Genomic DNA, 12705 nt, shown 5'->3' with positions numbered 1-12705 from the left:
CGCTTCGCCAACGTCCCCGCTCCGCGCCTCCATTGACCTGGTTGCTCTACGTGGTCACGTGCCGGCCGATGGTGTCGGCAGCCGGCCGGCCGTTCATCGCCCCCGACTTCTTCGCGTCACGTTGACCTTCCGGGCATGCGGCGCCGAAGACCGGGAAACGCGCTTCCTCAAAGATCGTCGTTCGAAGACAACCACCCGGGTTCATATGCACCCAGTGCACGTGCCGGATAAAACCATCGCAGCGGCGCATCGTCGATCTGCAATGGCGGGCGAAGCCGCGATGCCGGCCCCCACGATGTGAGCTCGACGTGGTCCGCCCGATCCCGCTGATCGTCGGCTATCAGTTCGACCACCTCGCTCATCGGCTCCGGGCGCAACGGCAAGACCGCTGCCGTGCGCGCCAGCGAGGCGCGGACCTCGGTACCGACGCCCTGCGTCATTCGCGTGGTCAGCCCGCGGATGGCGGCCGTCGCCATCAGGTAGCCCGTCGCATGGTCGATCGCCTGGACCGGCAGGTTCACCGGTTCATCGCTGCCCGTCACGCGCATGCCCGCCTCGGCGATTCCCGTGCTCATCTGAATGAGGCTGTCGAAGCCGCGCCGGCAACGCCACGCGCCGGTCCAGCCATAGGCGTCGAGCGACACGTCGATGAGCGCGGGATTCAGTTCGCGCCGTTGCGCGGCATCGAGCCCGAGGCGCGCGAGCGCATCCGACCGGTAACCGTGCACGACGATATCCGCGCGGCGCAGCAACTGCCTGAGCGTATCGAGATCCGCGGCATCCTTCAGGTTCAGCCGCGCACAGCGCTTGCCGAGGACGACTTCGGGCACCGTACCCGGTTCGTCCCAGCCGTACGGATCGATGCGCAGCACCTCGGCCCCCAGACCGGCGAGAAATCGTGTCGCCACGGGGCCGGCGAGAATGCGCGTCAGGTCGAGCACGCGAATGCCGCGCAACGGCCGGTCGCTCGAAGGCCGCCAGGCATGCGCGACGGCATCCGTCGCGGAATGAACGTGCAGCAACGGTTCGGCTGCGACCGCCTGCCCCTGCGGATGCCCGGCCCACTCCTGCGCCGAGTACATCGCCGCGGCACACCCGCCACGCTCGACGATCGCCGCCTCGAGCGCGCCGGCATCCCAGCGACTCACCGCCTGCGCGACCGATTCCGCATCGGCGGCACAGCCGAGTACCGACAACGCGGCCAGTCGATGATGCGGCGCGTTGGTGTGCAACCTGATCCAGCGATCGCGCGCCCGATAGTTGCCGGCCACCGGATCCCATTGAGGCGGCATCGTCCAGCCCTGCGGACGCAACGACGTGCCGAACCACAGCGACGCCATGCGCCGGTCGACCTGTACCGCCGGCAACGTTCCCGCCGACGCATGCAGCAATTCGGCGACGGACGTCCCCGCCGCCCCGATTGCCGCCGCGGCCATGTCGGTTACGCGAAACGCGGAGACGAGTTCTCCCGCGCCGCTGAAGCTGCACGATTCGAGAAACGCTGGAGAGCCGCCGGCCGCCAGCCAGAACGTCCGCAGATGGTGCGACACCCGATCCTCGTCGGTCGTGGCCCATTCCCGCGATATTTGATCGACACCCATGTTCGCCTCGCATGAATTAGGTGACGCAAAGATCGTCTCGCTCGCATTTGCTGTCAACGTTGATTATCCTGATCAACCTGTCGAACGATTCACTCTGCGCACGATGTCGAACTACCTGAATTCGACCGACGCCGCGGCAAGGCTCGGCGTCTCGCGGCAAACGCTCTATGCGTACGTCAGCCGCGGCCTGCTTCGCGCGGAACCCGGCGGCAGCCACCGTGAAAGCCGCTACCTCGCGGCCGACGTCGACCGGCTCGCGGATCAACGCGCGCGCGGCCGCAAGCCGAAGGAAGTGGCAAAGGCCGCGCTGAACTGGGGCGCCCCGGTGCTCGAATCGAGCATCACGTTGATCGACGGCGGCCGGCTCTTCTATCGCGGCACGGATGCGCTCGATCTCGCGAGCCGTGCGAGCCTCGAGGAAGTCGCGGCGCTGCTATGGCGATGCGACGAGCAGACCGCTTTCGGCTGCCAGGCCCCCGCTACGCCCGCGGTGCTGCGAACGCTCTTCAGGCACTACGGCGACCAACGTGCCGAGCAGGCACTGTTGCCGCTCTTCACCGTCGCGAGCGAGGACGCGCCGACGGCGATCTGGCAGCAATCGTCCGATCGTCACGCACAGGGCTGCGGCGATCTCGTGCGGATTCTGGCGGCATGCCTGCTGCGCACCCGGATCGATACGGCCCCCGTCCACGTGCAATGCGCACGGGCGTGGGGCGTCGGGCCCGCGGGCGCCGAGCTGATCAGGGCGGCGCTCGTGCTGTGCGCGGATCACGAACTGAACGCGTCGAGCTTCACGGGCCGGTGCATTGCGTCGACGAACGCGAGCCTGCGGGCCGTCGTGGTCGGCGGCCTGGCCGGCCTGTCGGGCGAGCGCCACGGCGCCACCACGGCGCGCGGCGAAGCACTGTGGGACGAAATCGGCAATAAGGATGTCGAACGGAAAATGAGCGAGCGTCTCGCCCGGGGTGACGGCTTGCCGGGCTTCGGGCATTCGCTCTACCCCGACGGCGACGTGCGCGCGACGTATCTGTTGTCGCGGATCCTGCCGCGCCACCCTCAGTGGAACAGGATGCTCGATGCTGGGAGCGCGCTCACCGGCCAGAAGCCCTCCGTGGATCTCGCGCTGGTGGCACTGCGCAGACATTTGCGGCTTCCCGTCGGTGCCGCATTCGGCCTGTTCGCACTGGGCCGCTCGATCGGCTGGATCGCGCACGGGCTCGAGCAGCGCGCGCAATCCGATCTCATCCGGCCGCGTGCGGTTTATACAGGAACATGGCCGGTTGGCACCGGCGTCGAGCCGGATCGCGCACGATCCCGCGGACGATCGGGAAAGCAGCGAGCGACGCCGCACCGTGCTGCTCCGGCAGACGACATGCTTTCCGCTTTCTTCAGGAATCGATAGCTTTTCGCTCGATGACGCCGGCACGCATCATCGGTGACACTCGAATGCCTCGCCGGCGTACGAAAGCAGCCGCTCGCTGACGTTTCGCGGATGTCGCCGACGGGGCGGCAAGGACCTTCCACGGAAATCCCCGATGGCCTGTCGCCGAATCCACCGGATGCAGACGGTAATCGGCACACCTCGCATCGAGCCGAGCCGAGCCGACAACGTGCGCGCGCCGTCGGCACGCGCATACCCGGCATGCCTGCTTACTTCAGCGCCCCCGCCACCTTCTTCTGCCGCCACAGACACAGCAAGTCACACGCAACATGCGCGGCCGCGATCGCCGTGATGTCCGCGTGGTCGTACGCAGGTGCTACTTCGACCACATCCGCACCGACCAGGTCGATCGCGCCGAGCGCGCGCACGATCGCGAGGGCCTGTGCCGACGACAGCCCGCCCGCGACCGGCGTGCCGGTGCCGGGCGCGAACGCCGGATCGAGGCAATCGATGTCGAATGTCAGGTACGCGGGCCGCGCGCCGACGATGTCGACGATCCGCTCGACCGCCGCGCGCGCACCGTGGTCGTGCACCCACGCGGCATCGAGCCGCTCGATCCCGAGGAAATCGTCGTTCCAGGTGCGGATGCCGACCTGCACCGACGTCGCGGGATCGATCAGCCCTTCCTTCACGGCCTTGTAGAACATCGTCCCGTGATTGAGGCTGTCCGGATCGTCGTCGGCCCACGTATCGCAGTGCGCGTCGAAATGGATCAGCGACAGCGGCTTGCCGTAGCGCTCCGCGTGCGCGACCAGCAGCGGATACGTGATGTAGTGGTCGCCGCCGAGCGTCAGCATCTTCGCGCCCGAGCGCAGGATCGTGCGCGCATGCTCGACGATCGCGGGCTTGATCGACAGCGGGTTGTGCGCGTCGAACCAGCAATCGCCGTAGTCGACGGCCGCGAGATCGTCGAACGGGTTGAAACCCCACGGATACGGGTGAAGCTCCGCGAGTTGCACGCTCGCCGCGCGAATCGCGGCCGGGCCGAGCCGCGCGCCGGAGCGATAGGTCGTCGCGAGGTCGAGCGGCACGCCGGAGATCGCGACGTCGACCCCGTCGAGCGTGCGCGAATAGTTGCGGCGCATGAACGACAGCACGCCCGCATAGGTGTTTTCGATCGACGAGCCGTACGGCGTCGTGCGACGGATCGCGCCGTCGCCATGGAGAAGTTCGGTCATGGTCGGACCATTTTTCGTGGGGGCCGGCCCGCGCCGCGTTGCATCGGCGCGCGGAGCGGGCACGGCATGGATTCATCGGGCACGCACCGGCTTGCGCATCCTGTCACGCGCCGGGCGGAACAACGACAACGGCAATACCGCGGCGATCATAACAAGCCGAATTGATGTCGTTGCCCCGGCTCGACCGGGGCAACACGTCGAAGAAACCGGGTGAAGGCGTTCGCCCGTCGTGCACACGGCAAAGCCGGATCGCCACGGTTGCGGCCAGGCGCCTTTGCGTCCCCTGCCTGCCGCGTCCTAGAAGGATTCGCCGGTTTTCCCGCGCCCGTTCTTCCGGATAATGGCCGGCAGCCGCGCCCTCGACCGTGCGCCGTCCACCGCAGACAACAACAAACCGGAGACACCCGCCTTGATCGCCACGCTTCCCGCCACCTACCGCCGGCTCTGGCCGCTCGCCGTCGTCGCCGCGCTGCTGTACGGGCTGTCGCTCGCTGCCGCCCCCTATCCCGGCCAGGCCGCCGCGAAAGCCGCGATGGGCATCCTGCTGCTCGCGGCGGGCAGCACCTGCGGCGCGGCGCGCGAACGCGCGTGGCTGTGTGCGGCGCTCGTGACCGCCGTGCTCGGCGACGTGCTGCTCGCGCTGCCCGACTGGCCGCTGTCGTTCGTCCTCGGCCTCGGCGCGTTCCTGCTCACGCACCTGTGCTATTGCGCGATCTTCATGCGCTGGCGCGCACGGCCGCACGGCTGGCGCGTCGTCGCGCTCGTCGGGCTGTGGATCGCCGCCCCGGCGTTCTACGTGGCGTTCTTCCCGCACCTCGGCGAGCTGCTCGCACCCGTCGCCGTCTACATGCTCGTGCTCTGCGTGATGGCGAGCTTCGCGCTCGCGGCGCGCACGCACAGCCCGCTGGTAGCCGTCGGCAGCCTGATCTTCGTCGGCTCCGATACGCTGATCGGCGTCGGCCGTTTCCTCGGCGGCTTTCCGGGCATCGAGTACCTGATCTGGGGCCTCTACGCGCTCGCGCAGGTCACGATCGTGGCCGGGGTTTTCCATGAGACGGCCGCCCGAACGATTCGTCCCTGATACCGTTTCAAACAGACCGCCGCACGCCGGCGGTCTCGTGCGCTCCCTCTCTCGCCCCGCCGACGGCCCTTTCCGCGCATCCCGCGATGCGGGAACCGGCCCGTTCCAAACCCCGCTCAGCCTTTTCCAGCCTGGCTTCCGGCCCTTAGAGCGCCGCTTCTAGCCTCTTGCGGTTTCCGGGTTCACCCACTATCGTTACATCAAACAATGTAACATTCGAAAATGAGCCAAATCGGAGACACCCGGATGAATGCTCGTACGCTGCCTTTCGGTCCGCCCGGCCACGACGGCCTGGACGAAACCATCGACATCGCCATCATCGGCACCGGCTTCGCCGGCCTCGGGATGGCGATCCGCCTGCGGCAAACAGGCGTGACCGACTTCGTCGTCCTCGAGAAGGCCGCGTCGGTCGGCGGCACGTGGCGCGACAATCATTACCCCGGGTGTGCATGCGACGTGCAATCGCACGTCTATTCGTTCTCGTTCGCGCCGAACCCGCGCTGGACGCGCATGTTCGCGCCGCAGCCGGAGATCCGCGCGTATCTGGAAGACTGCGTGCAGCGCTTCGGGATCGGCGCGCACCTGCGCCTGAACCACGAACTGCAGCGCGCCGAATACGACGACGCCGCTCAACGCTGGCGCCTCACGTTCGCGAACGGCAAGCGGCTGTCGGCACGTGTGCTGGTGTCCGGGATGGGCGGCCTGTCGCGCGCCGCGCTGCCGTCGATTCCCGGCGTCGAGAATTTCAAGGGCCGCGCGTTCCACTCGCAGCACTGGGATCACGACTATGCACTCGAAGGCAAGCGCGTCGCGGTGATCGGCACCGGCGCGAGCGCCATCCAGTTCGTGCCGCAGATCGCGCCGCGCGTGAAAACACTCGCGCTGTTCCAGCGCACGCCGCCGTGGATCATGCCGAAGCCCGACCGCAACCTGACCGGATTCGAGAAGTGGCTGTTCCGTACGCTGCCGTTCACGCAGAAGGCCGTGCGCAGCGGCATCTACTGGATGCTCGAATCGCGCGTGCTCGGCTTCGCGATCCATCCGTCGCTGATGAAGAACGTGCAGAAGCTCGCGCTGCGCCACATCCGCAAGCAGATTCCCGATCCGGAGCTCCGCAAGACCGTCACGCCGAACTACACGCTCGGCTGCAAGCGCGTGCTGATCTCGAACGACTACTACCCGGCGCTGTCGCGCAAGAACGTCGACGTGATCACGACCGGCATCGACCACATCGAAGCCGACGCGGTCGTGACGACCGACGGCCGCCGCCATGAAGTCGACTGCCTGATCTACGGCACCGGCTTCCAGGTGGCCGATCCGTTTCCACGCGGCGCGATCATCGGCCGCGGCGGGCTCGACATCGTCGACGCATGGCGCGACGGCGCGCACGCGTATCTCGGCTCGACGCTGCCCGGCTACCCGAACTTCTTCATGATCGTCGGCCCGAACACGGGCCTCGGCCACAACTCGATGGTGTTCATGATCGAGTCGCAGATCGAGTACATCCTCGGCGCATTGCAGGCGATGCGTCGCGAACGCGCGGATGCGATCGAGGTGCGTCCGCTCGTCGAGGCGCAATTCAACAGCGACCTGCAGGGCAAGCTGAAAAAGGCGATCTGGTCGACGGGCGGCTGCAAGAGCTGGTACCTCGATCCGCGCACCGGCAAGAACACCACGCTGTGGCCGGGCTTCACGTGGCGCTTCCGCCAGGCGACCGCGCATTTCTCGATCGCCGATTACCACGCGTATCGCGCGCCGCAACTCGACACCACGGCGCGGCCCGCCGCCGCGCCGGCCGCTGCCGCTTCGACTTCGACTTCCACCGAAGCGGCCTGAGCCAGACAAGGAGCAACCGACATGAGAGATTTCGCCAACAAGGTCGCCGCGATCACCGGTGCCGGCTCGGGCATGGGCCGCTCGCTCGCGATCCAGCTCGCACAGGCAGGCTGCCACGTGTCGCTCGCCGACAAGAACGGCGTCGGCCTCGCCGAAACCGAACGGATCGTCCGTACGATCGCGCCGAACGTGCGTGTCTCGACGCGCGTGCTCGACGTCGGCGAGCGCGATGCGATGTTCGCGTGGGCCGACGACACCGCGAAAGAACACGGCAAGGTCAACCTGATCTTCAACAACGCGGGCGTCGCGCTGTCGAGCACGATCGAAGGGATGGACTACAACGATCTCGAGTGGATCGTGAACATCAATTTCTGGGGCGTCGTGCACGGCACGAAGGCATTCCTGCCGTACCTGAAGGCATCGGGCGACGGCCACGTGATCAACACGTCGAGCCTGTTCGGGATCTTCGCGCAACCGGGCATGAGCGGCTACAACGCGACCAAGTTCGCGGTACGCGGCTTCACCGAATCGCTGCGCCAGGAACTCGACATGATGAAGTGCGGCGTATCGGCGACCTGCGTGCATCCGGGCGGCATCCGCACGAACATCGCGCAGGCGAGCCGCGTGTCGAAGAACATGGTCGGCTTCATGGTCGCGAGCGAGCAGCAAGGCCGCGACACGTTCGAGAAGTTCTTCATCACGACCGCCGACGATGCCGCGCGCACGATCCTCGCGGGCGTGCGCAAGAACAAGCGCCGCGTGCTGATCGGCCGCGACGCGAAGGCCGGCGACTGGATGGCGCGCGTGCTGCCGTCCGCGTACCAGGCGCTCGTCGTGTTCGCGACGCGCCGCGAGGCCGCCCGCGCGCGCCGTGACGCCGCCCGCGGCACACCGGCGCCCGCGCCGCTGCACGCCACCTACAACAATGCAGGCAATCAGGGAGGAGAACAATCATGACGACCCCGAACATGATGCCGGTGCGGCGCGACATCCGTTTCGCGCTGCCGCCGGAACGCGCGAAGGACTGGCACGTGCAGGGCGTGCCGGTCACGCACTTCATGAACGCGCTGTCGCTGCTGTTCCCGGCCGGCGAACGCTTCTTCATGGATTCGGTGCGCAACTATCGCGACCGGATCGAGGATCCCGAACTGAAGAAGCAGGTACTCGGCTTCATCGGCCAGGAGGCGATGCACACGCGCGAGCACATCGAATACAACGACCTGCTGCAGTCGTCCGGCCTGCCCGCGCACAAGCTCGACAAGCGCCTGTGGACGATCCTCGGCTGGTTCAAGAAGGTGCTGCCGCATTCGATGCAGCTCGCGATCACGATCGCGCTCGAGCACTACACGGCGATCCTCGCGAACCAGTTGCTGTCGGGCCACGAGCACCGGATCGACGGCTCGGTCGAAGGCTACCAGCAGATGTGGATGTGGCATGCGATGGAGGAAACCGAGCACAAGGCCGTGTCGTACGACGTATGGACCACCGTGATGAAGCCGGGCCTCGGCAGCTACCTGCTGCGCACGGGCACGATGCTGACGACGACCGTGTTCTTCTGGACGATCGTGTTCGACTTCCACGTGCGCCTGATGCGCGCGCACCGTCGCGAACACGGCAAGTTCGGCGGCATGTGGCGGCTCGTGAAGTACCTGTACAGCCCGAAACACGGCGTGTTCCCGAGCATCGCGCGCGAATGGCTCGACTACTTCCGCCCTGGCTTCCACCCGTGGGACCACGACAACCACCAGTACCTGCAGGGGCTCGACACGCTGCTCGAGAACATCGACGCGACCAACGCGCGCTACGCCGCGCAAGCCGCCCCGCGCCGCGTGCCGCTGCACCCGGTTGCGCAGGCATGACGCCATGGCGCGCGCCCACGAGATGCTGACCGTCCAGTCCGGCGACGTGAAACTCGCCGTCTACGTGAGCGGGTCGCGTCGCGCCCCGCCGCTGATTCTCGTGCACGGCTACCCCGATTCGGCGGCCGTGTGGGCGCCAATCCGCGCGCGGCTCGCGAAGCGCTACCGCGTGATCGCGTACGACGTGCGCGGCGCCGGCGCGTCAGACGCGCCGCGCCGCCGCGCCGACTACACGCTCGAACGGCTCGCCGGCGACCTGAAAGCGGTGGCCGACGCGACCTGCGGCGACCGGCCGTTCCATCTCGTCGGTCACGACTGGGGCTCGATCCAGTGCTGGGAGGCCGTGACCGACCCTGCGTTCCGCGGCCGGATCGCGTCGTACACGTCGATCTCGGGCCCATGCCTCGATCACGTGTTCCGCGCGAAGATGCGGCTCAAGCAAAGCCTGAAGTCGTGGTACATCGCGTTCTTCCACTTGCCGGTCGTGCCGTCGCTGGTGTGGCGGCTCGGCGGCGCGGCGCTGTGGCCGCGCTGGCTGCAGATCACCGAACGCGTGCGTGCCGAGCGCGATCCCGTGCAACTGAAGAATGCGCTGAACGGCATGCAGCTTTACCGCGCGAACTTCCTTGCGCGGGCGCGCAAACCGCGCGAACGGTATGCGCAGGCGCCGGTGCAGATCCTCGTGCCGGTGCGCGACCGCTACGTGACGCCCGAAATGTCGGTCGACCTCGACCGCTGGCTCGGCGACCACGTGCGCGAGGAAATCGACGGCAGCCACTGGGTCGTGCTGCGCCATCCCGACATCATCGCGTCGCGGATCGACCGCTTCGCGTCCGCGCAGGAGCGGCCGGCCGTCGCGAACGCCGCGGTTCAGCGGCCCGTCAGCGCCGGCAGGCGTCTGAACAGCGTCTCGTAGTCGATCACGAGCCCGTCTTCGTCGATGTCCATCTCGGCGGTGAAGTTCCGGAAGATGCCTTCGTAGCGGTAGCGCCGGCCCGGCTCGATGCACGCGTAAGCCTGCTTGACCGGCGTGACCTTCAGGTCCGGCGTCGAGATGTACGCGACGTCGATCGGCCGCCGCTCGCCACGCGCGAGCCCAAGGCGGCCGATCGGCAGCGCGTTCGTGAACGGCGTCGCCGCGATGTCGATGTCGATGCAGCCGTCGAGTTCGGGCAGCGCATGGCCCGCGCCGTCGCGCCAGTGGCCTTCGCCGTCGCCGCGCAGTTCGAGCGTGCCGCCGCCCATCACCTTCAACACCGCATATGTCACCCGCCAGTGCGCGTCGCACTCGACGCGATACGCGAGCCCGTACGCACGGCCGTACCGCTGGCCGACCACCGCGCTTTCGACGACGATCCCGCCGTCGCTCCGGTCGAACGCCAGATGTTCGACCCCGTCGCCTTCGAGCGACGCCCATCGCACTTCACGCATCGTTCCCCCTCCCGGTTTCCCCGCTGCGGGACACTGTCGCACGAATCCACCGACGAAAACGCCGGCGGATGCCTGACTTCCCTCACCGCGAAACGTTCGCCCCGAAAAACGCCAATGCAACGCCCGCCAGGACATGGCCGGCCGCCCGCATTCCCCATTTCGGGGCAGCGCCGACAAATCCTGACTATCCAGAATTCCCTATTCCGGTGCATCGGATTGTGTCCTATGCTCGCGGCTCGTCCTGTTCCGCCGCCATCATGCCTACCGCCCGCTCCGCCTCGCCGTCGATCGACCTGCGCATTCTGCTGCGCGGCATCGGTCAGATCGTACTGCAGGCGAACGCGCTCACCGGCGCGCTGCTGCTGGCCGCGCTGGCGCTGACCGACCTGCGGCTGGCGTGCGCGGCGCTGCTCGGCTCGGCCGCCGCCAGCATGACCGCCGTGCTGACGGGCGCCGAGCGTCACGACGTCGAACAGGGGCTGCACGGCTTCAACGGCGCGCTCGCCGCGCTGATCGCGGCGCTGTTCGCGCCCGCTTCCCTTGCAGCCGTCGCGCTGGCGCCGCTGGCCGCGATCGGCGCGGCGCTCGTGCAGCGCGCGATGCGCACGCCGCTCGCCCGCTGGCGCCAGTGCCCGTATTCGAGCCCGTGCCTCGCCGTCACCGCGCTGTGGCTGCCGTTTGTCGCACCGCAACACGCGACCGACGCGACGGCCGGCGCGGCACTGACGCCGTCGTCCGTCACCGACGCATTGCTGTCGGGTGTTGCTCAGACCACCTTCGCGCAAGGCGCATGGGCCGGCGCGCTGATCGTCGCGGGCCTCGCCGTCGCGTCGCGCCGCGCGGCCGCGTTCGCGCTCGGCGGCGCGATCGTGTCGACCGTGCTGCTGCTCATGTTCGGCGCGAACGGCGCGCTGTTCGCCGACGGCCTGCTCGGCTTCAACGGCGCGCTCGCCGCACTGGCGCTGATGTCGCGCGGCCCGCGCGCGGCCCTTGCAGCCGCCGCACTCGCCGCGCTGATCCAGTGGCTCGCGATGCGCGCCGGCATCCCCGTGTTCACGGCGCCGTTCGCCCTTGCATCGTGGGTGACCGTAGCCGTCGCGCGCCGCCTCACCTTCGGAGAACCCGATGTCGTCATTCGCACACCGTCCTGATGCCGTGAAACCCGGCGGCCCGATCTCGGACGCCGAACGCCGGCTGCGCGTCGACCTCGCCGCCGCCTACCGGCTCGTCGCGCTGAACGGCTGGGACGACCTGATCTACACGCATCTTTCCGCGACCGTGCCCGGCGAGCCCGGCCACTTCCTGATCAACCCGTTCGGCCTGACGTTCGACGAGGTCCGCGCATCGAACCTCGTGAAGATCGACCTGGCCGGCAACCGGATCGGCGCCGGCGAGCACGCGGTCAACGTGACGGGCTTCGCGCTGCACGCGGCCGTGCATGCCGCCCGCGCCGACGCCGTCTGCGTGATGCATCTGCACAATACGGCCGGCATCGCCGTATCGATCCAGCGCGACGGGCTGCTGCCCGCGTCGCAGCACGCGCTGCGCTTTCACGGCGACCTCGCGTACCACGACTACGAGGCACTCGCGTTCTCGCCGGCCGAAGGCGCGCGGCTGACTGCGAGCCTCGGCGCGAAATCCGCGATGCTGCTGCGCAACCACGGCACGCTGACGGTCGGCCGCATCGTCGCCGAAGCCTATGTGCTGATGGACACGCTGATCAAGGCCTGCGATATCCAGGTGCGCGCGCAGGCCGGCGGCGGGCCGCTCGTGCTGCCCGACCCGGCGGTGGCCGACCGCACCGCCGAACAACTGCGCGACGGCGGTGCGATCGAAGGCGAACTGGAATGGCCGGCGCTGCTGCGCCGGCTCGACCGGATCGATCCGTCGTATCGCGACTGACGCCGTATCCCTGGCCGCGATCGCGGCCTAACCCGACACACTCAACCGGAGCACTTGTCATGCCGACTTTCAATATCCAGCTCTTCGAAGGCCGCACCGTCGAACAGAAGCGCGAATTCGTCGAAGCAATCACGCGCGTCACCTGCGAGACGCTCGGCTGCGAGCCGGGCTCGGTCGACATCATCCTCACCGACGTGAAGAAGGAGAACTGGGCGACGGCCGGGAAACTGTGGAGCGACGAGCGCTGAACGTCACACCCGGCGATGCTTGAACGCCCGCCTGCATCGCACTGATTCATCACCTGCGGCGCCCGCCCGGCGGCGTTGCAGGCGGCTTCCTTCTCCGCCTCCCGATGTGCGCGCGCACATCGCATTGT

The 12705-nt window shown here is 68.0% G+C and carries 12 protein-coding genes; 9 read left to right on the top strand and 3 right to left on the bottom strand.

Going from position 1 to position 12705, the window contains the following annotated elements; genetic code table 11:
* Positions 1 to 167: 167 nt before the first annotated feature.
* Positions 168 to 1601 carry a CoA transferase gene (locus E9536_RS06325; protein WP_136469505.1) on the bottom strand — a complete coding sequence of 478 codons (1434 nt, stop codon included), beginning with the start codon at positions 1599 to 1601 and terminating at the stop codon, positions 168 to 170.
* A 103-nt stretch (positions 1602 to 1704) separates the two neighbouring features.
* On the opposite strand from E9536_RS06325, the gene E9536_RS06320 reads away from it, so the two are divergent.
* Entirely contained in the window at positions 1705 to 3003 is a 1299-nt protein-coding gene (locus tag E9536_RS06320; RefSeq protein ID WP_136469504.1) for a citrate synthase family protein, read from the top strand.
* A 248-nt stretch (positions 3004 to 3251) separates the two neighbouring features.
* Here E9536_RS06320 and speB read toward each other — a convergent pair whose 3' ends face one another.
* On the bottom strand, positions 3252 to 4220 hold the full coding sequence (gene speB / locus E9536_RS06315) for an agmatinase (RefSeq protein WP_060084234.1): 969 nt from the start codon (positions 4218 to 4220) through the stop codon (positions 3252 to 3254).
* Positions 4221 to 4629: 409 nt separating this feature from the next.
* Between speB and E9536_RS06310 the strand changes: the two genes are divergently transcribed.
* From E9536_RS06310 to E9536_RS06290, 5 genes are all read left to right on the top strand, one after another.
* Positions 4630 to 5301, top strand: coding sequence for a lysoplasmalogenase (locus E9536_RS06310; RefSeq protein ID WP_059697801.1), 672 nt, complete (start codon positions 4630 to 4632; stop codon positions 5299 to 5301).
* A 246-nt stretch (positions 5302 to 5547) separates the two neighbouring features.
* Entirely contained in the window at positions 5548 to 7137 is a 1590-nt protein-coding gene (locus E9536_RS06305; RefSeq protein ID WP_136469503.1) for an NAD(P)/FAD-dependent oxidoreductase, read from the top strand.
* Between the two features lie 21 nt (positions 7138 to 7158).
* A complete protein-coding gene (locus E9536_RS06300) occupies positions 7159 to 8094 on the top strand; it encodes an SDR family oxidoreductase (protein WP_021156860.1) in 936 nt (311 codons plus the stop codon).
* Positions 8091 to 8996, top strand: a complete 906-nt coding sequence (locus tag E9536_RS06295) for a metal-dependent hydrolase (RefSeq protein ID WP_027789351.1) — start codon at positions 8091 to 8093, stop codon at positions 8994 to 8996. The genes E9536_RS06300 and E9536_RS06295 overlap by 4 nt, the downstream gene beginning before the upstream one ends.
* Positions 8997 to 9000: 4 nt before the next feature.
* Positions 9001 to 9912 (top strand): alpha/beta fold hydrolase, encoded by a 912-nt coding sequence (locus E9536_RS06290; protein WP_136469502.1) that lies wholly within the window; start codon positions 9001 to 9003, stop codon positions 9910 to 9912.
* Here E9536_RS06290 and E9536_RS06285 read toward each other — a convergent pair.
* Positions 9867 to 10427, bottom strand: a complete 561-nt coding sequence (locus tag E9536_RS06285; RefSeq protein ID WP_136469501.1) for a putative glycolipid-binding domain-containing protein — start codon at positions 10425 to 10427, stop codon at positions 9867 to 9869. The genes E9536_RS06290 and E9536_RS06285 overlap by 46 nt on opposite strands.
* A 257-nt stretch (positions 10428 to 10684) precedes the next feature.
* On the opposite strand from E9536_RS06285, the gene E9536_RS06280 reads away from it, so the two are divergent.
* Genes E9536_RS06280 through E9536_RS06270 form a run of 3 tightly spaced genes read left to right on the top strand, consistent with a single transcriptional unit; the run spans position 10685 to position 12577 of the window.
* Positions 10685 to 11578 carry an urea transporter gene (locus E9536_RS06280; RefSeq protein ID WP_136469500.1) on the top strand — a complete coding sequence of 298 codons (894 nt, stop codon included), beginning with the start codon at positions 10685 to 10687 and terminating at the stop codon, positions 11576 to 11578.
* Complete coding sequence (locus E9536_RS06275; RefSeq protein ID WP_136469499.1) at positions 11553 to 12329, top strand: class II aldolase/adducin family protein; 777 nt, start codon at positions 11553 to 11555, stop codon at positions 12327 to 12329. Before E9536_RS06280 ends, E9536_RS06275 begins: the two co-directional genes overlap by 26 nt.
* A gap of 59 nt (positions 12330 to 12388) precedes the next feature.
* The gene (locus tag E9536_RS06270) at positions 12389 to 12577 is read left to right on the top strand and encodes a 4-oxalocrotonate tautomerase (protein WP_027789356.1); all 189 of its coding nucleotides are present in this window, start codon (positions 12389 to 12391) and stop codon (positions 12575 to 12577) included.
* Positions 12578 to 12705: the final 128 nt, after the last annotated feature.

This window comes from Burkholderia sp. LS-044, assembly GCF_004803625.1.
Taxonomy (GTDB): domain Bacteria; phylum Pseudomonadota; class Gammaproteobacteria; order Burkholderiales; family Burkholderiaceae; genus Burkholderia; species Burkholderia cepacia.
This window is presented reverse-complemented; position numbering and strand designations above follow the sequence as displayed.